This window comes from Actinoplanes sp. NPDC051470 (assembly GCF_040682035.1).
Classification (GTDB): Bacteria; Actinomycetota; Actinomycetes; order Mycobacteriales; family Micromonosporaceae; genus Actinoplanes.
This window is the reverse complement of record NZ_JBFBAA010000016.1, coordinates 139,152-161,010: the sequence shown is the minus strand read 5'-3', so window position 1 is coordinate 161,010 and position 21,859 is coordinate 139,152. Positions and strand designations below refer to the sequence as shown.

Annotated in this window: 19 protein-coding genes and 1 tRNA gene; 13 read left to right on the top strand and 7 right to left on the bottom strand. The window is 70.0% G+C overall.

Features of this window, described 5'->3' with window-relative positions:
- The first annotated feature begins 114 nt into the window (after positions 1-114).
- Positions 115-2,586 carry a helix-turn-helix domain-containing protein gene (locus tag AB0M54_RS27180; protein ID WP_364474385.1) on the top strand — a complete coding sequence of 824 codons (2,472 nt, stop codon included), beginning with the start codon at positions 115-117 and terminating at the stop codon, positions 2,584-2,586.
- A 182-nt stretch (positions 2,587-2,768) separates the two neighbouring features.
- Here AB0M54_RS27180 and AB0M54_RS27175 read toward each other — a convergent pair whose 3' ends face one another.
- Complete coding sequence (locus AB0M54_RS27175) at positions 2,769-3,272, bottom strand: MarR family transcriptional regulator (protein WP_364474383.1); 504 nt, start codon at positions 3,270-3,272, stop codon at positions 2,769-2,771.
- Positions 3,273-3,377: 105 nt separating this feature from the next.
- On the opposite strand from AB0M54_RS27175, the gene AB0M54_RS27170 reads away from it, so the two are divergent.
- Positions 3,378-3,959 carry a YceI family protein gene (locus tag AB0M54_RS27170; protein ID WP_364312138.1) on the top strand — a complete coding sequence of 194 codons (582 nt, stop codon included), beginning with the start codon at positions 3,378-3,380 and terminating at the stop codon, positions 3,957-3,959.
- A gap of 282 nt (positions 3,960-4,241) precedes the next feature.
- On the opposite strand, the gene AB0M54_RS27165 is transcribed toward AB0M54_RS27170, so the two are convergent.
- A complete protein-coding gene (locus AB0M54_RS27165; RefSeq protein WP_364474381.1) occupies positions 4,242-6,434 on the bottom strand; it encodes a hypothetical protein in 2,193 nt (730 codons plus the stop codon).
- 124 nt (positions 6,435-6,558) lie between these two features.
- On the opposite strand from AB0M54_RS27165, the gene AB0M54_RS27160 reads away from it, so the two are divergent.
- The gene (locus AB0M54_RS27160) at positions 6,559-7,356 is read left to right on the top strand and encodes a PASTA domain-containing protein (RefSeq protein ID WP_364474379.1); all 798 of its coding nucleotides are present in this window, start codon (positions 6,559-6,561) and stop codon (positions 7,354-7,356) included.
- Positions 7,357-7,364: 8 nt separating this feature from the next.
- On the opposite strand, the gene AB0M54_RS27155 is transcribed toward AB0M54_RS27160, so the two are convergent.
- Entirely contained in the window at positions 7,365-7,655 is a 291-nt protein-coding gene (locus AB0M54_RS27155; RefSeq protein WP_364312133.1) for a hypothetical protein, read from the bottom strand.
- Positions 7,656-8,009: 354 nt separating this feature from the next.
- Between AB0M54_RS27155 and AB0M54_RS27150 the strand changes: the two genes are divergently transcribed.
- The 3 genes from AB0M54_RS27150 to AB0M54_RS27140 all read left to right on the top strand — a co-directional run bounded on the left by AB0M54_RS27150 (position 8,010) and on the right by AB0M54_RS27140 (position 9,691).
- The gene (locus AB0M54_RS27150) at positions 8,010-8,891 is read left to right on the top strand and encodes a helix-turn-helix transcriptional regulator (RefSeq protein WP_364312130.1); all 882 of its coding nucleotides are present in this window, start codon (positions 8,010-8,012) and stop codon (positions 8,889-8,891) included.
- Positions 8,861-9,079: a DUF397 domain-containing protein gene (locus AB0M54_RS27145; protein WP_364316912.1), complete on the top strand. Its 219-nt coding sequence runs from the start codon at positions 8,861-8,863 to the stop codon at positions 9,077-9,079. Before AB0M54_RS27150 ends, AB0M54_RS27145 begins: the two co-directional genes overlap by 31 nt.
- A 171-nt stretch (positions 9,080-9,250) precedes the next feature.
- Positions 9,251-9,691, top strand: a complete 441-nt coding sequence (locus tag AB0M54_RS27140) for a hypothetical protein (protein WP_364312127.1) — start codon at positions 9,251-9,253, stop codon at positions 9,689-9,691.
- On the opposite strand, the gene AB0M54_RS27135 is transcribed toward AB0M54_RS27140, so the two are convergent.
- From AB0M54_RS27135 to AB0M54_RS27120, 4 genes are all read right to left on the bottom strand, one after another.
- Entirely contained in the window at positions 9,692-10,294 is a 603-nt protein-coding gene (locus AB0M54_RS27135) for a hypothetical protein (protein WP_364312124.1), read from the bottom strand. It lies immediately after the preceding gene.
- 220 nt (positions 10,295-10,514) lie between these two features.
- Positions 10,515-11,321, bottom strand: a complete 807-nt coding sequence (locus AB0M54_RS27130) for a WecB/TagA/CpsF family glycosyltransferase (RefSeq protein ID WP_364474377.1) — start codon at positions 11,319-11,321, stop codon at positions 10,515-10,517.
- Positions 11,318-12,394, bottom strand: coding sequence for an NAD-dependent epimerase/dehydratase family protein (locus AB0M54_RS27125; RefSeq protein ID WP_364312119.1), 1,077 nt, complete (start codon positions 12,392-12,394; stop codon positions 11,318-11,320). The genes AB0M54_RS27130 and AB0M54_RS27125 overlap by 4 nt, the downstream gene beginning before the upstream one ends.
- 243 nt (positions 12,395-12,637) lie before the next feature.
- A tRNA-Leu gene (locus AB0M54_RS27120) sits at positions 12,638-12,720 on the bottom strand.
- A 166-nt stretch (positions 12,721-12,886) separates the two neighbouring features.
- On the opposite strand from AB0M54_RS27120, the gene AB0M54_RS27115 reads away from it, so the two are divergent.
- From AB0M54_RS27115 to pknB, 7 genes are all read left to right on the top strand, one after another.
- Positions 12,887-13,681: a DUF3662 and FHA domain-containing protein gene (locus AB0M54_RS27115; RefSeq protein WP_364312116.1), complete on the top strand. Its 795-nt coding sequence runs from the start codon at positions 12,887-12,889 to the stop codon at positions 13,679-13,681.
- Positions 13,682-13,686: 5 nt separating this feature from the next.
- A complete protein-coding gene (locus AB0M54_RS27110) occupies positions 13,687-14,172 on the top strand; it encodes an FHA domain-containing protein (protein WP_364312114.1) in 486 nt (161 codons plus the stop codon).
- On the top strand, positions 14,169-15,608 hold the full coding sequence (locus AB0M54_RS27105; RefSeq protein WP_364312112.1) for a protein phosphatase 2C domain-containing protein: 1,440 nt from the start codon (positions 14,169-14,171) through the stop codon (positions 15,606-15,608). Before AB0M54_RS27110 ends, AB0M54_RS27105 begins: the two co-directional genes overlap by 4 nt.
- Positions 15,609-15,687: 79 nt before the next feature.
- On the top strand, positions 15,688-17,142 hold the full coding sequence (locus AB0M54_RS27100; protein WP_364474375.1) for an FtsW/RodA/SpoVE family cell cycle protein: 1,455 nt from the start codon (positions 15,688-15,690) through the stop codon (positions 17,140-17,142).
- Positions 17,139-18,641 carry a penicillin-binding transpeptidase domain-containing protein gene (locus AB0M54_RS27095; protein ID WP_364474373.1) on the top strand — a complete coding sequence of 501 codons (1,503 nt, stop codon included), beginning with the start codon at positions 17,139-17,141 and terminating at the stop codon, positions 18,639-18,641. The genes AB0M54_RS27100 and AB0M54_RS27095 overlap by 4 nt, the downstream gene beginning before the upstream one ends.
- Before the next feature lies 1 nt (position 18,642).
- Complete coding sequence (locus AB0M54_RS27090) at positions 18,643-20,004, top strand: protein kinase (protein WP_364312106.1); 1,362 nt, start codon at positions 18,643-18,645, stop codon at positions 20,002-20,004.
- Positions 20,001-21,791 carry a Stk1 family PASTA domain-containing Ser/Thr kinase gene (pknB, locus tag AB0M54_RS27085; protein ID WP_364474371.1) on the top strand — a complete coding sequence of 597 codons (1,791 nt, stop codon included), beginning with the start codon at positions 20,001-20,003 and terminating at the stop codon, positions 21,789-21,791. The genes AB0M54_RS27090 and pknB overlap by 4 nt, the downstream gene beginning before the upstream one ends.
- Positions 21,792-21,859: the final 68 nt, after the last annotated feature.

Genomic DNA, 21,859 nt, shown 5'->3' with positions numbered 1-21,859 from the left:
GTGCACGGGGAGCGTAAGTTTCCTGTCGGTATTCCGACCCAAGCGGGTGCGTTCCCGGACAACTAGCCTGATAGCGGGCGACATGCATCGATCGACATGCCTAGGTTCATGGGCATGGCATCTGATCACGGGGCGGACCGTGTCGACGGTCCGGGATTCGGGGCCATGCTGGGCGGTCATCGCCGACAGGCCCGGCTGACCCAGGACGAACTCGCCCAGCGGGCCGGCGTCGGCGTGCGTACGGTCCGTGACCTGGAGCGCGGCCGCGCCTCCCGGCCCCAACGCACCACCGTCGAACTGCTGGCCAACGCCCTCGCCCTGACCGGGGCCGACCGGCACGCGTTCCTGCTCGCCGCGCGCGGCCAGAGCGCCGATCCGATCCCGGCCCAGCGCTACGTCCGGCTGCCGCCCTCGGCCGAGCTGATCGGCCGCGACGCCGACGCCGCCGAACTCGCCGACCTGCTCACCGGCCCGGTCCGGCACCCGCGCGTGGTCACCCTGGTCGGTCTGGCCGGCGTCGGCAAGACCGCGCTCGCCCTCTCCGTCTGCCACCGCGTGGTCGACGCGCACACGGGCGGCGTGGCCGGCCTGGTCGTCACCGACGGCTTCGCGACCGGCGACATCCTGAGCACGGTCGCCGCGGTCTTCGGCGTCGGCCGCTTCGAAGACCTGTCGGCCCGCTTCGCCGGCACCTCCGGGGTGCTGCTCATCGACGCGGTCGAGCGATCGCCCGAGGCCGTCGCCGAGGCGCTGTCCAAGCTGCTCGAACGCGTGCCCACGCTGCGTTTCATCACCACCGGCCGCCACCCGATCGGGCTGCCGGCCGAACGGGTCTGGTCGCTCGCGCCTCTCGTCGCGCCGCCCGAGTCGGCCCGCACGCTGGCCGAGGTCAGCGACTTTCCCGCGGTCGCGTTGTTCCTCGACCGCCTGGCCCGGGTACGCCGTGAGCCGGTCACGCCCGACGAGGTGGAGCCCCTGGCCACCCTGGTCCGCCGGCTGGGCGGCCTGCCGATGGCGATCGAACTGGCCGCCGCGCACGGCCGGGTGCTGACCGTGGCCGAGATCCTGCACCGCTACGGCGACCGTCTCCTCGACCTGACCGGCCGGCCCGGCGACGACGCGGTGTCGTTGCGCGACGCGGTCGCCGCCAGCTACCACCTGCTCGCCACCGAGGAGCAGTACGCCCTGCGCCGACTCGGCCTGTTCCGGCACCGCTGGTCGGTGTCGCTGGCCGAGCAGATGATCGAGCCCGGCCGCGCCGGCGACACCGACGTCGTCCACCTGCTCGACCGCCTCCTGGAGCTGGGACTGCTCAGCGTCCGGGGGAGCGGGGTATTCCGGTTCCGGCTGCTCGACGTGGTGCGCGACTACGCGGCCGAGCAGGCGGCGGCCGAGGGCGAGCTGCCCGGTGGCCGGCAGCGCCATGCCGAGGTGATCGCCGACCTGGCCGAGGGCATCGCGCCGCAGCTCGTCGGCCCTCACCTGGCCGAGGCGGCGAACCGGCTCGACGACGTCGCCGGTGACGTCGGCGCCGCCCTGGCCTTCGCGGCGTCCGAAGATCCACGCACTGCCCTGCGGCTGGCCGCCGCCCTGCCGCGCTGGTGGCGGTTCCGGGGCCGGAACGTGACCGGCCGGCAGTGGCTCCGGCGGTTGCTGGACGATCCGCGTACCGCCTCCGCCGACCCGGTGGTCCGCGCTTGGGCCAAGATCGGCCTGGCCCAGCTGGCCGCGCGGCCGAGCCCGGACGGCGACGAGATCGTCTCGGCCGCCGAGGCGCTGGCCGACTTCGAGCGGCTGGGCGTGATCGAGGGTCAGCTCGCCGCACACACCCAGCTGGCGGCACTGTGGATGGCCAAGGACGGCTTCGACCAGGCCCGCCGGCACGGCGTCGCGGCGCTCGAACTGGCCCGCGAGACGGGCCGGGTGCGCGACATGGCCGTCGCCGAGAACAACCTGACCTGGCACGAAATCCGGATCGGCGACCTGGCCGCGGCCCGCGAGCGGCTGGCCGCCGTCGACCGGCTGGCCGCCCGCTGCGGCGAACACCGGCTGCAGGCCCTGGCCCGGGCCAACCTGGCCGAGGTGGCCCGGCTCGACCGCGAGTTCGGCGAGGCGGAGATGCTCGGCCGGCAGGCGGTGGCCGAGCTCGAGGTGCTCGGCGACCCGATGCACCGTCGGCGGGTGATCGGCCGGATCGGGCTGGCGCTGGCCGAGTGGGGGCGGGTCGACGAGGCCGAGGCGATGCTGGCCGAGCTGAGCCCGGCGTCCGACGGCCCTTCTCCCTCGGACGGCCCGCTTTCCTCGGACGGCCCTGGGGGCGGCTTCCTGGACGGGCCGGCCGCCATGGTCGAGGCGGCGATCGCCATGGCCACCGGCGATCAGAAGCGTGCGGCTGAGTGCTACGCCCGCGCCGCCGACGCGTACGCCGGAGATGTGGATCCTCGGGATGTGGTCGAGGCGCTGGTCGGGCTGGCCGCGACGACGCCCGACCCCGATCAGCGGGAGGCGGCGTTGTCACGCCTCGACGAGATCTGCACCGCGGGCGGCATCGTGTTGCTGCCGCATGAGAGAGCCCGGCTGGCGTGAGACGGCCGGCGCTCTCTGTGGCCCCCCACAGCGCCGGCCGTCGCAACGCCCCACCGGTACGCGGCGAAAACGATGGCTCCCCCGTCGCCCCGCCAAACCGACCTCGGTCCGCCGCATCCCCCTTGCGGTGATCACCCTAGCGGCGATCAGTAGCCGGATTCGGGCGATTCGCTCCGTATGCCCTAGGCGCTGGCGGGTTCTGCCGGTAGTTCTGCCGGTTCGCCGGTTCCCGCCGTCGCGCACGGGTTGACCGCATCGCGAACCTTGCGCAGTCCCTCGAGCAGCGCGTCCAGTTGCCCGGGCGAGAGCGGGTCGACCAGCCAGCGCTGAATGATCTCCAGGTGCTCGGGCAGCAGGGCGTCGAGCCGTTCCAGGCCGGCGTCGGTGATCACCGCGTACGAACTGCGCCGGTCGGCCGAGCACGCCTCGCGACGAATCAGGCCGTCACGGTCCATCCGGTCGACCACCCGGGTCACCCCGCTGGTGGACAGGGAGGTCTGGCCGGCCAGGTCGGTCATCCGCAGCCGGTGGCTGGGCGTGCGGGCCAGTCGCATCAGCACCTCGAACTCGACGATCGACAGCCGGTGCTGGTCGAGTTGGGCCTCGAAGTGGCCGCGCAGGCCGGTGAAGGCCTCGGTCAGCAAGCCGATGGCCGTGAAGCGGGGGTCTGACAGGTCGACGTTCACCCTGTCAACTGTAACAGACACTTGACAGGGGGAATATTGCGCGAGATATAGTTGCTACGTCACGCAAACATCCTTCCCTCATCGTCGCTTCAAGGAGATCCAGTCATGACCGAGTCCGTCGCCACCGGTCCGCGCGAGTTCCAGGGCCTCCAGGTCCCGGCCGCCGGCACTTACCTGCTCGACGCCAACCACAAGCGCGTCGGCTTCGTGGCACGACACCTGATGGTCAGCAAGGTGCGTGGCAACTTCGAGACCGCCGAGGCCACGATCGTCGTCGGCGAGGACCCGCTGCAGTCCTCCGTCACCGCGTCGATCCAGACCGCGAGCATCAACACCAACGCCGCCGACCGCGACAACCACCTGCGCAGCGGCGACTTCTTCGACTCCGAGAAGTACCCGACCATCGACTTCCGCAGCACCGGCCTCAAGTCCTGGGACAACGGCGAGTTCGTCCTCAACGGCGAGCTCACGATCAAGGACATCACCAAGCCGGTCGAGCTGAAGGTCGAGTTCGAGGGCGCCGGCAAGAGCCCCTACGGCTTCGACGTCTTCGGCTTCAGCGCCACCACCGAGATCGACCGCGAGGACTGGGGCCTGACCTGGAACATGGCCCTCGAGTCCGGCGGCGTCATGGTCAGCAAGAAGATCAAGATCGAGATCGAGGGCGAGGCCATCCGTCAGGCCTGACCCTCTGGTTGTACACAGGCGCCGTCTCCGCTCGTCGGGGGCGGCGCCTGTGCTTTGTGGATTGTCGTCAGACCGTCACTTTCGCAGGCTACGGTCGGCGGCCCACCCAGTGACGGGGTGGGGGAGGTGGCGGCGCGCTCAATCGAAAAGCTTCGATCTCTGGGCCGGGCGGCGGGCGCGCGCTGTTGGGCTCACGCGTTGTCGGCTCGTGCGCTGTTGGGCTCGTGCGCTGTTGGGCTCGTGCGCTGTCGGGCTCGCGCGCTGTTGGCTGGCGCGCTGTGGTCAGTCAGGCTCTCGCGGCGGGTTGATCTTGGCGATCGGAGGGCTTGCCGGTGGGGCGGCGACTGTTGACTTGCGCGGTGCGGGGTCGGCCGGGCGCGGATTGTCGGCCTTCGGCTCGTCGGTGTTCCGGGGCTCTGCGGGTGGGGTGGTCTGCTTCCGGGTCGACGTTCCCTTGCGAGGGCGGCTCACCGCGCTCGGCTTGAAGGGGTCGGCTGCGGGTGCCGGAGCCTTGGCGGCGGGGCCAGGTTCGGTCGCTGCTCGCGCTGGGGATGACGGCGCTGCGGTGTTCGGGGCCTTTGGCGACGCCGCGGGTGACCTGGTTGGCGCGGCTGTTGCGCTGGTGGGCTCCGCTGAAGTGCTGGTGGGCGCTGTTGTCGCGGTTTTGGGTGCTGACGGAGTGGCGGTCGGCGCGCCTGGAGTGGCGGCTGGCGCACCCGGAGCTGTCGCTGTAGTGCCCGGAGCCGTCGGCGCACCCGGAGGCCTCGTCGGGCCTGACTGCCGGGCTGATGGGTCGAGCTGGGTGGGCGACGGGTTCTTGGATCGGCCCAGGTCGGCGGTGGGCTCGTCGCCAGCGCCAGCGCCAGCGCCAGCGGCGTCGGCGTCGGCGTCGGCGGAAGACTGCCTGCGCCGGCCGAAGAGGCCGCCTCGGGAGGGCTTCTCCGCGGGAGGCGGCGAGGTCGGCGGCTTGAGGTCGAGCGTGGGCTCGTCGTCGGGGGTGTCCTGCTTGCGCCGGCCGAAGAGGCCGCCTCGGCGAGAAGGCTTTTCGCTGGCGGGAGGTGCTTGCCCGGGAGGCGGGGCGGGTTGCCGGCGGCCTGGGGCATCGGCTCCGCCCGCCGGCTCCGGGTCCGAACTCGCGGGGCTCGCGGAGGGCTGGCGCCTGGCGGAGCTCGTGGAGGACTCGCGGGGCGTGGGGCCTGCGGCGGGTTGACGCGCGGCGGGGCTCGAGGACGACTCGCGGCTCGAGGACGACTCGCGGCTCGAGGACGACTCGCGGGCCGAGGACGACTCGCGGGCCGAGGACGACTCGCGAGTCGAGGACGACTCGCGGGTCGAGGAGCTCGAGGGGGCCTGCCGGAGCGCGGAGGCCGGGGACGACTGCCGGGGCGCGGGGCTCGCGGACGGCTGGCGGGCGGCGGGGCCTGGGACGGACTCGCGCGGCGGGCGGGTGGTGGAGCCCACGGAGGCCTGGCGGGTGGGCTCGGCGGCGGGGCGGGTGCGCTTCGTGCGGGACGGTGGGCGTTGGCCGATGGCCTCGGACCAGTCGTCATCGTCGTAATCCGTGGGTGCGCCGGCGGTGGGCGGGGCGGAGGGAGGGGAAGTGTCGGGAGGGGAGGTGGCGGCTCGGCGGTGGGCCGCGGTGGTCACCACGGCGGAGCCGGCGAGGCCGGCCAGGACGGCGTAGGGGGCGATCAGGTACGCCGACTGGAGCTGTCCGATCGCGCCCGTGAGCTGGGGCGCCAGCAAGAGGAAGGCGGCGCCGACCAGGGTGGGGCCGACGGCGCCGGATGCGGCCGTACCCACGCCGTGGTTTCCCCGGCGGGCGGCTGGCCACGCGGCGAGTACGCCGAGCAGGAACGCCGCGCCCAGGGTAATCAGGGCGCTGGGCCAGTAGATCGCGCCGTACCGGGAATCTTCGGCGATGCTGGCGAACTGCCAGCTGGTCAGGTAGGTGGCGGCGGGGCGGCCGGCGGTCAGCTCGACCACGATCGCGGTCGCCGCCAGGGCCCAGAGGTAGGCCGAGGTGGCGATCAGGTTGGCCGCGACCGGACCGGAGATCACCGCCCAGTACGCGATGAGCACGCCCAGGACGATGCCGATCACGGCGTACAGCGCTGCCGTCTGTTCGGGGTTCAAGCCGTCCGCGCGTACCGAAGCAAGGCGGGCCGGCAACGCGACCAGCGCGACCGTCAGCAGCGCACCGATCCCGGCGGCGAAGGCCAGACCGGCGCGCAAGGGCCCGGAGGGCCGAGTGCCTCGTAGCGCGGCGGCGATGATCGCGCCGAACACCGTCGAGCTCGCGGCGATCCATGTCGCCCAGCCGAGACTGCCCAGCCAGATGCTGTCGTCGGCGCCGGGGGTCACCGGCCACACCACTACGCCGAGCCCGTAGCCGAGGCCCAGCTGTGCGGCGCCCGTCGCGGCGGCCACCCCGGTCGCGGCGGCCACCTGTGTCGTCCAACCCTTCGCGGCCATGGCGGGCACTGTAGCGGCACGTGCCGATGGCTGCGAGTTCGTCATTGTCGCGCGGGTGCCACACGACGGCGGCAAGATTCGATACGTTGACCCGGGCGCCGGGTGTGCGAGAGAGGGAGCGGCGATGTCCGACCAGACACGGCAGTTCTCGCCCTTCGACGATGACGGCGATGATGATGATCGGACACGGGTGCGGCCGGGTCACCCGGACGAGACCACCGTGAACCCGTCGGCGAGCGCGGACGCGACCAGAGTGAACGCGCCGGCGAGCGCGGACGAGACCAGGGTCAACCCGTCGGCGAGCGTGGACGCGACCAGGGTCGGCGAGCCGGTGAAGGATGACGGCGCGTGGGCCGGCCGGGCGACGGTGCGTCCGCCGCGACCGACCCGTGAGGACTGGACCTCCGCCGACGACTGGGCCACCAGCTCACCCCGCGAGCCGCGCGGCAAGTGGTGGTTGCCGATCGTGGTCGGCATCGTCGGCCTGGTGCTGCTCGGCGCGCTGGGCTGGGGTGTCTACCTGATCGCGACGAACTCCGACGAGCCCTCCGATTCGCCGGCCGTGCCACAGATCTCGGCGCCGGGCGTTCAGACGCCGCGGACCACGACCACGACCACCACTAATCAGCCGACCACGACACCGCCGACCACCGAGCCCACCACGACCGAGCCGACCGGCCCGACCGAGATCACCGTGCCGGCGCTGCTCGGACTGTCCCAACAGGAGGCGCAGGAGGCGCTGACCAGGCGTGGTCTCAAGTTCCGGTCGATCGTGCGGCCGAGCGAGAACCCGGCCGGCACGGTGATCGACAGCGATCCGGCGGAGGGCCAGGAGGTCCCGCCGGACACCGTGGTCACGCTGGTCATCGCGGCGCCGCAGCAGGCTCCGCCGAGCATCGGCGGCACGCGGGGCCAGAACTGAGGGGCAGGTCAGTTGGTGGAGCGGACCCGGATCGTTCCGGTGTTCTGCCCGGGACGCCGGCCGTTACGGGTACGCGGATCAGGGGCCTTTCCCACCTGTCGCAATCCGTTGACCTGCACGAAGATCGAGCGCCGTTCCACCGCTTCGCCGGTCGAGTTCAGCTCGTAGCCGTCCAGCCAGATCCAGCCGTCGTACGTCGGCCAATCGTGCACCCGAATCACGCGGAACAGCATCGGTGCCGTGAACTGGACACTCGCCGCCTTCGTCACGTGTATGACATCGCCGGACCGAGGTAGCACGTCTTCTCCTGTCCTGAAACTCGTCTGCGGGGTGGAATTGATCAGCCGCACATGGTGACCGGCGATGCTCCAGTGTGCCCGGCTCGTACACCTTTGCAAGCCTGCCGGAGGTCAATCATCCTCTCGGTGCACCAACCTGTCGCAAAGTCGTATCACTCCATGGTGGACATTCGAATCCATGAGGGGATCATGGGCTTGCGTGACCTGATCACTCAAGAACATTTAGTGACTTGGGCCATACCCAGAAGATTGCACTACTCGCAGTATCGATGCAAGTTGCATGTCAGCCGTCCGTGATTGTTTGATCACGAAACGATGTTGAATCGGCGGACGATCATTCGCGAGACTGGGCGTGTGAATCCCCGCCGAAGCCCGACGATCCGCCGCCGCCGACTGGGCGCGGAACTGCGACGATATCGCGAGGCAGCCGGAGTCACGATAGAGGTGGTGGCGGAGCGGATCGGCTGTTCTCCCTCAAAAGTGTCCCGCATTGAAACCGGACATAACAGTGCAACTCCCCGCGATGTTGCCGACATGTTGGACATTTATCGCGTGGGAACTCGCGAAGCCGAGGAATTGGTGCAGATCGCTCGCGAGGCGCGGCAAAAAGGGTGGTGGCATCCGTACAGCGCGGTGCTCGTCGGCGCGTACGTCGGCCTCGAAGCCGCGGCCCGCGGGATCCGCGCGTACGAGCAGCTGGTCATCCCCGGTCTGCTGCAGAGCGAGGAGTACGCGCTGGCGCTGATCCGCGACGCCCGAACGAGTGATACGCCGAAGGACATTGATCGCAGGGTGCATGTCCGGCTCGCCCGGCAGTCGTTGCTGACCCAGGAAGATCCCATCTATCTCTGGGCGGTGCTCGACGAGGCGGTGCTCAGCCGGCCGGTCGGTGGCGAGGAGGTCATGCGGGAACAGCTGCGTCATCTGCTCGAGGCGCAGGAGTTGCCCAACGTGACTCTCCAGGTGCTGCCGTTCGCGGCCGGCGCGCATGCGGGCATGGACGGCGCCTTCGCGATCCTGGATTTCCCCGATCAGGTTGATCCGGACGTGGTGTACGTCGAGAACGCCACCGGTGGGCTTTTCCTTGAGAAGGAAGACGAGCTGCGGAAGTACCACTCGATCTTCGACCTCATCCGCTCGATCGCCCTGAGCCCGGATGAGTCGACAAAGTTGATCGAGTCGCTGGTAGAGGAGCCATTGTGGAGATCACGACCAAGGGATTCAGGCTCGACCTAGGCCGCGCGGCCTGGTTCAAGAGCACCAGGAGCGGCCCCAACTGCGACAACTGCGTCGAGGTCGCGTTCGTCGAGCACGCGATCGCGGTCCGTGACTCGAAGAACCCGTCCGGCCCGGCATTGATCTTCACCGCCGCCGAATGGGACGCGTTCGTCGGTGGGGCCAAGGACGGCGAGTTCGACCTCTGAGCTGCGCCGGCCGGCCCTCCGGCCGCCTGGCGGAGGGTCGGCCAGAATGCCGGCCGGGCGTTTGAGGGTATGTCCAAATGTCCCATTTGCCGTCGCCCGAACGGGCCAACCTCGTTGAACGACCTAAGCGCGGGCCGGACCGCGGTTTGATCACATCAGCGAGGCGAGACGATGAACGAGAACCTCAGCAACGGTTCCGCGACCGCGCAGGACCGGTTCAGTGGCGGCGTCAGCGCGTACCGGCAGAGCCGCCGCGAGACCGCCGACACCGACGGTGAGCTGGTCACCCGTCGTGACAGCAACCCGTTGCCGACTCGCTCGCCCGGGCTGAGCAGCCAGGGACTGGAGCCCTCCAGCGCGCTGGACCGGGCCCCCAAGCTGCCGTCCCTCGACATGCAGGGCCTGACCGAGCCGGTGTTCTCGCCGGGGAACTGGTCGGACGCGCCGCAGATCACCTCGAGCTCGATGGCCGACCACCCGCTGCTGCGGGGTCTGCTGCTCGAACTGCCGGCCCGTGGCAGCCTGCCGCCGTCGGAGTGGCTGGACCGCTGGTTCGAGGCCGCCCGGTCCATCCTCGAGCTGCTCTACGTGCAGGAAGCTCGCAACAAGTAGCTACTGGGCCCACCGCTTGGGCAGGCGCTTGATCGGGGCGATGGCGCCGACGCTCAAGCGGCTGTGCCGCAGGCCGTGCCGGATCGCGATGGCCACCGCGACCAGGCCGGCGGCGCCGCAGACGACCGCGACCAGCAGCGCCGTGGGGACGTCGATCACGCCCGCGGCGATCGGCAGCCCGGCGATCGCGGCCAGCCCGGCCACCTGCATCGGCACCACGACCAGCGGGTGCGCGGCGGCGGCGATCAGACCGGGTGGGACCGGCGCCTGCGGTGCGGTGCTCAGCGCGGCCGCACCGTGCCGGACCTGGGTGAGGCGGCGCAGGCTGATCGTCAGCACGACAGCGACGGGTACGCAGACCAGCACGGCGGCCGTACCCGCGGTCTCCGGGCCCGGCCGGCCCAGGTTGATGAGCGGAACCGCCACCAGCATCGCTGTGCCCGCCCCGGCCACCGCCGCGAGCAGGACCGCGCGGCGGCGCAGGATCGCGGCCGTGGCCGAACCGGGCAGCCCGTCGGCGATCAGGCCGGCGGTGAGCCAGAGCACGGCGAGGCCGGCGATCAGGGTGATGTCCGCGACGGTGTCCACATCGACAGACTTCACCCACCGCGCAACCCGCGAAACCGGGAGATCACCGGACGGTGACCCCTAAGGGGTGCGGCCGTCACGGATGGTCCGGAAAGATTTACGCAGAGCCATCATTCGTCCGGGCGAAGTGGACAATCACCCTGGCGTGGCGGTGATGTGCGTCCTAGTGTCGACTCACGGACTCGACCTGGGGAGGTCGGCCGGGACCCGCCGGCACGGGGGTCCCGGCACTGTCCTAGACCGCGAACGACTCGACGGGCGCGTCCGTCGCCGGCGGTGGCGTGGCCTTCCAGGCGCCCGACCGCTGTGCGCTGAGCCGGGCGACGAAGTTCGGGTTGAGCAGGACGTAGCGCTTCCACAGCCGCTTCGGCTCGAGGCCGAGCCGCCACAGCCACTCCAGGGCGTACTTCTGCATCCACGGCGGCGGGTTCTTCAGCAGACCGGCGTGATAGTCGAAGGCGGCGCCGACGGCCAGCAACGGCATGTCGAGCAGCGGGCGCATCGCGTACGTGAAGACCTCCTGGCGCGGACAGCCCAGGCCGACCAGCACGATCCGGGCCCCGGAGGCCTTGATGCGCTCGGCGATCTCGGCCGGCTCGCCGGGGTGCGACGTGCGGAACTTGGAGGCCTCGACCCCGGCGATCTTCAGGGCCGGGAACATGCCCTCCAGCGCCGGGATCAACCGGTCCAGCGTCGGCTGCGTGGAGCCGTACAGGTAGACCGGCAGCCCTTCGGCCGCGGCCTGGCGCAACACCCGCAGGGTCAGCTCGGGGCCGTAGACGCGGTCGGCGAGACCGGCGTGATGAAGCAGGTTGAGCGCGCCGCGGACCGGCTGGCCGTCCGGCGTCACCAGGTCGAACGAGTTGAGCCGGGCATTGTGGGCCGGGTCCTGCACGCCGGTCATCACGCCGTGCACGGCCAGAGCGGTCACCGCGTACGGCCGGCGATCCCGCGCGGCCTCCAGGATCTTCGCGGTGGCGGCCTCGTAGTCGACCATGTCGACCAGGACCCCCAGCACGTTTCCCTTGCCCTTGTCGATCATCCCTGGGGCACCCACTTGCCGACGTTGGCCTGGTAGATCTCCTGGAGGATCATCGGCACGTCGTAGACCTGCTTCCACTCCGGGTAGTCGGCCTGGAACCGGGCCATCGAGCCGATCCACCAGATGTGGTCGCCGACCCGGTTCTGGTCGGCGTACTCGGTGATCATCTCGGTGCCGCTGATCTTCTCGGCCAGTGCGAACGCCTCGAGGTTGGAGATGTTCGAGTGCCGGCCGCCGCCCAGGTTGTAGACGGCGCCCGAGCGGGGGTTGCGGAAGAACGCCTCGAACGCGCTGAGCACGTCGTGGCTGTGGATGGCGTCGCGGACCTGCTTGCCCTTGTACCCGAAGATCGTGTACTTCCGGCGTTCCATGTTGGCCCGCATCACGTAGCCCAGGAAGCCGTGCAGTTCAGTGGCGGAGTGCGCCGGGCCGGTCAGCGTGCCGCCGCGGAAGACCGCGGTCTTCATGCCGAAGTAGCGACCGTATTCCTGCACCATCACGTCGGCGGCGACCTTGGAGGCGCCGAAGACCGAGTGAAGCGTGTGGTCGATGGACATCTCCTCGGTGATGCCCTCGGCCGCCCAGGGGTGGGCCGGGTCGAGCTCCCACCGAGTCTCCTGCTCGACCAGCGGCAGCCGGTTCGGCGTGTCGCCGTAGACCTTGTTGGTCGAGCAGTGGATCACCGGCGCCTCGATGGCGTGCTCGCGAACGTTCTGCAGGACGTTGAGCGTGCCGGTGGCGTTCACGTCGAAGTCGGTGAACGGGTCACGCACCGCCCAGTCGTGCGAGGGCTGCGCCGCGGTGTGGATCACCACGGAGAGGTCTTGGCCGTACTTCTTGAAGATGGCGGCCAGGCCGTCGCGGTCGCGGATGTCGATGCCGTGGTGGCTGTACTTACTACCGAGGTCCTGCTGGAGGCGCTCGACGTTCCAGGCGGTGGACGCCTCCGAGCCGAAGAACTCCTGGCGCATGTCGTTGTCGATCCCGACGACATCCAGCCCCAGCCCAGCGAAGTGCCGCACCGCCTCGGAGCCGATCAGGCCCCCGGAACCGGTAACCAGCGCAACACCCACAGAAACCCCTCCAGCCCGTCCGAAACCAGCCGCGAGCATAGCCCCTCAGCCCTTTCGGCTCTCAGGAGTGCTCGGCCGCTCCGGCCCGCAGGGCCACCAGCTTCATTCACCCGTACGCGCGAGGTGATCGACTAGCTCGCGCCTACACCGCGGGGTTTCCGGGGGCTCGGCCCCCGGAGCTGGCATACGAGTGAGGGGCTTGTGCGAGCGCTTTTTGCTCGCACAAGCCCCTCACCTCACTCGTGGGGATGGGGGGAGTTGAACCCCCACGTCCTTTCGGACACACGGACCTGAACCGTGCGCGTCTGCCATTCCGCCACATCCCCGTGACGCGTTGCTAGCTGCGACAGATTACGCTGTCCCAGTTACCGCGAGAGCATACAAGCCCTTGCGACGCCGAGAAGGTTAGCACGGCGTCCGGGGGCGTTATACGAGGGTCAGAAGTGCCGGTCGCTCTTCACAGGGACGCGGAAGCGGCGGCCGGATACCATCATGTCCTCGGAACCCGAGGAGGAGCCGGTGAGCGTGCTGCAGCGCTTCGAGAAGCGGTTGGAAGGCCTGGTCGAGGGGGCCTTCGCGAAGGTGTTCAAGGGTGTCGTGCACCCGGTGGAGATTCTTAACGCCATGCAGCGGGAGGCAGAGGCGCACAAGGCGATCCTCGCCGGCGGCCGTACGCTGGTGCCGAACCGTTATGTGATTGATCTGTCACCTTACGATCACAGTCGGTTGGCGCCGTACGCCGCTGCGTTGGCTCAGGAACTCGCGCAGTCTCAGGCCGAGTTCATCGGTGAGCAGGCCTGGACCGTGTATGGCGACGTGATAGTCGAGATCGAGCGTGGGGACGGGCTGGACACGGGCATGTTCCGGGTCACGGCCGAGGTCTACACCGGTGGCGAGGTCGCCCCGGTGCAGCAACCGGCGTACGACGCTGGGCCGCAGTACTCGCCCTACGACCAGCAGGGTGGTGGCTATCAGCAGCACGGCGGTGGCGGCGGGCACAACGGGCGCAACGTGGGCCTGGTGTCCGGCGACGGGCGTACCTATCCGCTTCAGATGGGCTCGACCGTGATCGGCCGTGGTGACCAGGCGAACCTGCGCCTGCCTGACGTGGGTATCTCGCGCCGGCACGCCCGGCTCGACTACGACGGCAGTCAGGTTGTGCTGACCGACCTGGGCTCGACCAACGGGACCATGGTCAACGGTCAGCGCGTGTCCGCGGTGGCGCTCAACCCGGGCGACATGATCCAGTTGGGCACGACCACCCTCACGTTCCGAGTGGACGGCTAGTCACCTTGCCCGAATTCGTCCTCACCGTTGCCCGGTTCGGCTTCCTCATCCTGCTGTGGATCTTTGTGTTCACCGTGGTCGGGGTCATCCGCCGGGACCTCTTCGGCAGTTCGCGGTCCAAGAGCATCGTCGCCAGCCCACGCGGGGTGGGTGGCGCGGTGCTCGGCGGGCCGCCGCCGGCGAAGGCCAAGCGCGGTAAGGCGGCTCGGCAACTCGTGGTGACCGCCGGTCAGCTGGCCGGGACCCGGATCACTCTCGGGGAGGCGCAGATCACGATCGGGCGTGCCGAGGATTCCACCCTCGTCATCACCGACGACTTCGCCTCGGCCCGCCATGCTCGCCTGGTGCCCCGCGATGGGCAGTGGTTCGTCGAGGATCTCGGCTCGACGAACGGCACCTATCTTGATCGCGGTAAGGTCTCCGGACCTACCCCCGTCCCCCTCGGCGTGCCGATCCGGATCGGCCGCACATCACTCGAGTTACGGCCATGACTCTGACCCTGCGCTATGCCGCTCAAAGCGACCGCGGTCTGATCCGAGACGGAAACCAAGATTCCGTCTACGCCGGACCGCGGCTGCTTGCTGTCGCCGACGGCATGGGCGGGATGGCCGCCGGCGACGTCGCCAGCAACATCGTGATAGCCGCGATGGCCCCGCTGGACGAGGATGTCCCCGGCGATGCCCTGGTGGACGCCCTGCGTCACGCCGTCGGCAACGCCAACCAGACGCTCCGTGACACGGTCGACGCCAACCCGAGCCTCGAGGGCATGGGTACGACGCTGACCGCCGTGCTGTTCACCGGCAGCAAGCTGGGCATGGTGCACATCGGCGACAGCCGCGCCTACATGCTCCGGCAGGGTGAGTTCGCCCAGATCACCAAGGACGACACGTATGTCCAGATGCTGGTCGACGAGGGCCGGATCAGCCCCGAGGAGGCGAGCAGCCACCCGCAGCGGTCGCTGCTGACCCGGGCCTTGGACGGGCGGGACATCGACCCCGAATACTCGGTACGCCAGGTCCTCAAGGGCGACCGCTACCTGATCTGCAGCGACGGCCTGTCCGGCGTGGTGAGCGCCGAGACCATCGGCGACAGCATGCGGGACATCCACGACCCGCAGGCCTGTGTCGAGCGTCTCGTGCAGCTGGCGCTGCGCGGCGGCGGGCCCGACAACATCACCGTGGTGATCGCCGACGCGACCGACGCCGACATCATGGAGCAGGCGCCGATCGTGGGTGGCGCCGCCGCCCGTGACCGCGGCAACTCGACGGTGGCCGACGCGTCCACCGCTGCCGCCCGGGCGGCCGCTCTGCAGCAACCACCGCGCCCGGCCCAACCGGACGCCGGGGCGTACGAGGCGCCGGAGCCGGAGCCCAAGCGGCATCCCGTCCGTACCGGTCTGCTTCTGCTTCTGCTTCTCGCGATGCTCGGCGGCGGCCTGTTCCTGGGCTGGCGCTACACGCAAGATCAGTACTACGTGGGCGCGACCGATTCCGGACAGCTGGCGATCTTCCGCGGCGTGCCGGGTGAGGTGGCGGGGCTCGACCTGTCGAGCGTCAACCAGACCAGCAACGCGCGGCTGGACGACCTGACCACGACCGCGCAGGACCGGGTCAAGGAGGGCATCCAGGCGGACAACCGCCCGGACGCCGAGCGCCGGCTGGCCGAGCTGACCGCCAACGAGCCGTCCAACCCGAACCTGAAGCCGGTCTGTGCGCCGGCCGGCGGCCCGAGCGCGTCGGCCTCCGCGCCGTCGGTCACGCCTTCGACCCCACCTGTCGCGCCCTCCGCGGCCGGAGAAACCTCCGCACCGGGCCGGGTGAACGCCACCTCGGCGCCGGCCTCCGCGCCCGTCACCACGCCGGACGCTTCGCCCTCCGACGCTGCGCCGCCGGTCATCCCACCGGTCGGTTGCCGCCCGGTGGACTGAGCTTCCGCTCACCACGTCTGGGGACTGCTTCTTGACCGCGCCCGCAGTACCGGCTCCCACACCCGCGACGACGGGTGAGATGCCGCGTATCCCGGGGTTGAAGACCCACCGGAACGCCGAGCTGGGTCTCCTCGCCTTCGCGATGATCCTGGTCGCGGTGTACGGGGCCACGGTGGAGGCGAACCAGTACGACAAGCTCACCCCGACGTTCTGGGTTCCGGCCGCGCTGCTGAGCATCCTGTTCCTGAGCCTGCACGTGGTGATCAGGTTCACCGCGCCGTACGCCGACCCGGTGCTGCTGCCGACGGTCGCGCTGATCAACGGGCTCGGCGTGGGGTTCCTGCGGCGGCTCGACATCGCCCGGGCGCTCGATCGGAAGCTGCCCGAGCCGGGACTGTTCAGCGGGTTCGGCGGTCGTCAGCTCGCCTGGACGCTGGCCTCGCTGATCCTGGCCGCGGTGCTGCTCCTGGTGATCCGAGATCACAAACAGGTATCGAAATATGCCTACACGCTGGGCCTGGTCGGCATCGTCCTGGTGATGATCCCGGCCGTCCTGCCGGGCAGCATCTCCGAGATCAACGGGGCCAAGCTGTGGATCCGGATCGGCGGGTTCTCCCTCCAGCCGGGTGAGTTCGCCAAGCTGGCGCTGGTCTCGTTCTTCGCGTACTACCTGGTCCGCAAGCGCGAGGTGCTGTCGCTGGCCAGCAAGCGGTTCCTCGGCATCGACTTCCCGCGCGGCCGCGACCTCGGCCCGGTCGTCACCGTCTGGCTGCTCAGCCTCCTGGTCCTGGTCTTCGAGAAAGACCTGGGCACGGCGCTGATGTACTTCGGCCTGTTCATCGTGACGCTCTACGTCGCCACCGAACGGGCCAGCTGGCTGATCATCGGTCTGCTGATGTTCTTCGGCGGCGTCTACGTGGCCTACCTGCTCGGCGCGTCGGTGGGCGGCCCGTTCGCCAACTTCTACGACCGCGCGCAGGTCTGGCTCGACCCGTTCAACACCGAGCAGTACGAACGGGTCGGCGGGAGTTATCAGCTGGTCCAGGGCCTGCTCGGCCTGGGGACGGGCGGGCTGTTCGGCACCGGACCGGGCGCCGGTTCGCCCGGATACATCCCCGAGGTTCGTAACGACTTCATCTTCGCCGGCATGGGCGAGGAGATCGGGCTGTTCGGCCTGTCCGCGCTGCTGGTGACCTATCTGCTGATCGTCGAGCGTGGCCTGCGCGCCGCCATCGCGGTCCGCGACTCCTTCGGCAAGCTGGTCGCCGGTGGCCTGGCGTTCACCTTGGGCTTGCAGGTCTTCGTCATCGTGGGTGGCATCACCGGGTTGATCCCGTTGACCGGTCAGACCACCCCGTTCCTGTCCTCCGGAGGCTCCTCACTCATGGCGAACTGGCTTCTCGTCGCCATGCTGCTCCGGATCTCGGACGCGGGGCGCAGGCCGGCGACGGGTGGCCCCCAGGAACGGCCGGGCGGGCCGAAGGCGCCGCCGGCTCAGCTGCACGGCGCCATGACGGAGGTGATCAAGCCGTGAACGCACCACTGCGCAAGGCCGGTGTGGTCGTCCTGGTGCTGTTCGGGCTGCTCTTCGCCAACCTCAACTGGGTGCAGGGCTACAAGGCCGACGAGTACCGCACCAACGACTACAACCGCCGGGTCACCGTGGCCGAGTACGAACGGCCCCGCGGCATCATCGAGGCCGACGGTCAGCCCCTAGCCTCCAACAAGGCCACCGACGGCGTGCTCAAGTTCCAGCGGATCTACCCGAAGAAGGAGATCTACGCGCCGGTCATCGGCTACAAGCCGGTGGACAACGCGGAGACCGGCATCGAGCGCAGCGAGAACGAGTTCCTCGCCGGGACCAGCGACAAGCTGATCGCCGACCGGATCGGTGACATGTTCACCGGCGACAACACCGGCGGCGGCAACATCGTGCTGACCCTGAACACCCGGGCCCAGGAGACCGCCTACAAGGAACTCACCGAGAACAAGAAGGACGTCAAGCGGGGCGCGGCCATCGCGATCGACCCGCGGACCGGCGCCGTCCAGGCCATGGTGTCGATGCCCAGCTACGACCCGAACCCGCTGGCCAGCCACGAGGCGAAGACGTTCACGGCGACCTTCAAGGAGCTGAACGGCGACAAGCAGAAGCCGCTGCTCAACCGGGCCATCGCCGACAACAAGCCGCCCGGCTCCGCGATGAAGGTGATCATCTCGGCGGCCGCGCTCCAGGCCGGCAAGACCCAGGAGAGCGAGATCCAGGCCGGCGAGGTCTACCGGCCACCGGGCAGCGGCGCCGACATCCGCAACGCTGCCGACGAGACCTGCGCCGGCGCCCGGGTCACCCTGAAGGAAGCCCTCACCGACAGCTGCAACACCGGCTTCGCCCGGCTGGGCGTCGAGCTCGGCGCCGACCGCGTGAAGAAGACCGCGCAGGCGTTCGGGTTCGGCCAGAAAGACCTGACCGTGGGCAACCTGGACGGCAGCGGCCTGGCCGTCGCGTCCAGCGAGACCGGCGACATGGCCAACGCGGACGGCAGCACCGACCAGGCCGCGCTGGCGCAGTCCTCGATCGGGCAGCGCGACGTGCGGATGACCGTGCTGGAGGGCGCGCTGATCGCCGCCACGGTCGCCAACGACGGCAAGCAGATGAAGCCCTACCTGGTGCAGCAGCAGCTCAGCTCGGAGCGCCGCCCGCTCTACACGGCCAGCCCCCAGGTTCTGCGTACGCCGATCAACGGCGATGTGGCCAAGGACCTGCGCGAGATGATGGTCAGCGTCGTCGAGAACGGCACCGCCAAGAAGGCCCGGATCAAGGGCTTCCAGGTCGGCGGCAAGACCGGCACCGCCCAGAACGCCGAGGGCGCCGGCAACCACGGCTGGTTCATCGGGTTCGCCTACAACGAGAAGGGTGAGGCGATCTCGGCGTCGTGCGTCATGCTGGAGAACGTGCCCGGCGGCGGTGCCAGCGCCGAGGCGGCCCGGATCGCCGCGCTCATGATGCGGGCCGCGGCCGGACGGGGAGGGGACTGAGATGATCAGCCCTGGAGTCACCCTCGGCGGCCGCTATCGCCTGGACGAGCGCATCGCCGGCGGCGGGATGGGCGACGTCTGGCGCGGCACCGACGAGGTGCTGGGCCGTACGGTCGCCGTCAAGATCCTGCTGCCCGCCCTGCTGGACGAGCCCGGGTTCGCCGAGCGGTTCCGCGGCGAGGCCCGCACGATGGCCACGATCAACCACCCCGGCGTGGTCGACGTCTACGACTACGGCAGCGATCAGCAGCTCGCGTTCCTGGTCATGGAGTACGTCGAGGGCGACGCGCTGTCCCGCACGCTGAGCCGGGTGGGACGGCTGACCCCGGCCCGCACGATGGCGCTGGTGGCCCAGGCCGCCGACGCGCTGCAGGCCGCCCACGCCAACGGGATCGTCCACCGCGACGTCAAGCCCGGCAATCTTCTGGTACGCCCGAACGGCACGCTCGTGCTGACCGACTTCGGCATCGCCCGGTCGGCCATGGTCGGCCAGTTGACCGTGGCCGGGTCGGTGCTCGGCACCGCCTCCTACATCTCGCCCGAGCAGGCGTCCGGTGCGGTGGCCACGGCCGCCTCCGATGTGTACGCGCTCGGCGTGGTCGCGTACCAATGCCTCTCGGGTCATCGCCCCTTCGACGGGTCGACCCCGATCGAGATCGCTATGAAGCACGTACGGGACAGTGCCCGGCCGCTGCCGTCGGACATCCCGCCCGAGGTGCGGGCGATCGTCGAGCGCGCGATGGCGAAGGACCCGTCGGCCCGCTGGCCCACCGCGGCCGCGATGGCCGGCGTCGCCCGGCAGTCCGCCTCGTCGCTGACCACCGCCACCCACCAACCGGCCGTGAACGGGTCGGCCGGCCCGGCGATGAACCGCCCGCAGTCCGGCAGCCCGATGGTCAACCGGCCACACTCGGGCGGCCCGTCGGCGCCCGCCATGCACCCGCCAATGGGCGGACCTGCACGTCCGCCCTACCCGCCGGTGCCCCGACCGGTCTCCGGCGCCCAGGCGCGGGGGGCCGCTTCCGTGCCCCCGGCGCAACAGCCGTATCGTCACCCGTCGGCACCGCCGATGCAGCCCCATCAGCAACCGATGGCGCAGAAGGCGGAGGGTTCCGGCGGCCGACAGGTTCTGATCGTGTTGGCCGTGGTGCTCGCACTGCTGGTGTTGTTGTGCGCAGGTGTTATCTCTTTCCTGCTGAAACAGGGTGACACGACTGCCCTGGGCGATTCCGGGGGAAATGCCGCGGTCGTCCGCACGGGCGTGGCCGGCGAGGGAACGCCGGCGACGTCGTACCGTCTTAGAGAGCAGGCGTCCGATCCGCGGGCGCCGACGAGCGCGAGCGAAGGACGACGAACGCTATGACGGCGCAGGCCCGCCTGCTCGGTGGCAGGTATCAGGTCGGCGAACTGCTGGGCTACGGCGGCATGGCCGAGGTGCACAAGGGACGTGACCTCCGGCTCGGCCGCGACGTGGCCATCAAGATGTTGCGTACCGACCTGGCCCGCGACGCGACGTTCCAAGAGCGGTTCCGCCGTGAGGCGCAGAACTCCGCCGCGCTGAACCACCCCGCCATCGTGGCCGTCTACGACACCGGCGAAGAGATCTCCTCCACCGGCGAGAAACTGCCGTTCATCGTCATGGAGTACGTGAACGGAAGCACGCTGAAAGAGGTGCTCGCCCAGGAGCAGCGGATCCAGCCGCGCCGCGCCCTGGAAATGATCGCCGACATCTGTGCCGCGCTGGAGTTCAGCCACCGGCACGGGATCATCCACCGGGACATCAAGCCCGGCAACGTGATGGTCACCCCGAACGGCCAGGTCAAGGTGATGGACTTCGGTATCGCCCGGGCCCTGGCCAGCGGCGCCACCACCATGACGCAGACCAGCGCGGTGATCGGCACGGCCCAATACCTGTCGCCCGAGCAGGCTCGGGGCGAGTCGGTGGACGCGCGCTCCGACGTGTACGCCGCCGGCTGTGTGCTCTTCGAGCTGGTGGTCGGTCATCCGCCGTTCGTCGGCGACAGCCCGGTCAGCGTGGCCTACCAGCACGTACGCGAAGACCCGCGGGCGCCGAGCTCGATCAACCGTGAGGTGCCGCCGGAGATCGACGCGATCGTGCTCAAGGCGCTCGCGAAGAACCCGATCAACCGCTACCAGAGCGCGCAGGAGATGCGCGCCGACGCCCTCCGGGCCGTCTCCGGCCGTCCCGTCCTGGCCACCCCGGTGATGTCCGAGGCCGAGACGATGGCAATGACGGGACCGGCGCGTACGCCGGCCGGCGCCACCCAGGTCCACCGGCCGGTGCCCGGCGCCGTGCCGCCTCCGGGCCCGCCGCCGCGCAAGTCGTCGACCTGGGTGATGGCGGTGCTGGCCGCCCTCGGTGTGCTCGCCGTGGTGGCGCTCGGTGTCGGCCTGGCGTTGTCCCGCGGCGACAAGAAGCCCGAGACCCCGGCCACGGCCGTGGTGGCCATGCCGAAACTGACCGGCCTGACCGAGGACGAGGCGACCAAGAAGCTCACCGACGCCAAGTTCACCAGCTTCTCGGCGACCGAGCCGGAAACCACCGACAAGTGCCCCGACACGCCGACCGTGGCGAAGCAGACGCCGGAGCAGAACACCCAGATCGCGGTGGACAAGCCGGTCACCTACACGCTGTGCAAGGCGCCCGACAAGGTGCAGGTCCCGACCAACCTGGTCGGCAGCACCGAGGACGTGGCCGTCGACGCGCTGAAGAAGCTCAAGCTCGACCCGAAGATTCGCGAGGTCGACGACACCCGCGAAGAGGGCCAGGTCATCAAGGTGGAGAAGTCGGGCGACCAGGTCGACCCGGGCACCACCATCGAGGTGCAGGTCTCGCGGGGCAACCTGGTCGAGGTGCCGGATGTGACCGGCCGCAGCGAGGACACCGCCAAGGCGCTGCTCGAGGGCTTCAACGTCACCGTCAAGGAGGTCCCGACCGGGGGCGAGCCGGGCACGGTGGCCAGTCAGACCCCGAAGGGCAAGTCGAAGGCGAAGCGGGGCAGCTCAGTGACGATCAACGTGGTGGCGCAGCCCGACCCGGATCCCGATCCGACGGGCACCGAGTCGCCGACGAACCCCGACCCGGGCAACGGTGGCGGTATCACCGATCCGGGTGGCGGGATCTTCTAGCTCTTGTGCTTCACGCGGCGCGGCCTTCGGGTCGCGCCGCCTTCGTTTGCGCTTTGCTTCTGCCGCTG

Coding starts and splice junctions, on each gene's coding strand:
- AB0M54_RS27180 (WP_364474385.1), top strand. CDS start 115: ATGGCATCTGATCACGGGGCGGACCGTGTCGACGGTCCGGGATTCGGG.
- AB0M54_RS27170 (WP_364312138.1), top strand. CDS start 3,378: ATGACCGAGTCCGTCGCCACCGGTCCGCGCGAGTTCCAGGGCCTCCAG.
- AB0M54_RS27165 (WP_364474381.1), bottom strand. CDS start 6,434: ATGGCCGCGAAGGGTTGGACGACACAGGTGGCCGCCGCGACCGGGGTG.
- AB0M54_RS27160 (WP_364474379.1), top strand. CDS start 6,559: ATGTCCGACCAGACACGGCAGTTCTCGCCCTTCGACGATGACGGCGAT.
- AB0M54_RS27140 (WP_364312127.1), top strand. CDS start 9,251: ATGAACGAGAACCTCAGCAACGGTTCCGCGACCGCGCAGGACCGGTTC.
- AB0M54_RS27130 (WP_364474377.1), bottom strand. CDS start 11,321: ATGATCGACAAGGGCAAGGGAAACGTGCTGGGGGTCCTGGTCGACATG.
- AB0M54_RS27115 (WP_364312116.1), top strand. CDS start 12,887: ATGTCCTCGGAACCCGAGGAGGAGCCGGTGAGCGTGCTGCAGCGCTTC.
- AB0M54_RS27105 (WP_364312112.1), top strand. CDS start 14,169: ATGACTCTGACCCTGCGCTATGCCGCTCAAAGCGACCGCGGTCTGATC.
- AB0M54_RS27100 (WP_364474375.1), top strand. CDS start 15,688: ATGCCGCGTATCCCGGGGTTGAAGACCCACCGGAACGCCGAGCTGGGT.
- AB0M54_RS27090 (WP_364312106.1), top strand. CDS start 18,643: ATGATCAGCCCTGGAGTCACCCTCGGCGGCCGCTATCGCCTGGACGAG.
- pknB (WP_364474371.1), top strand. CDS start 20,001: ATGACGGCGCAGGCCCGCCTGCTCGGTGGCAGGTATCAGGTCGGCGAA.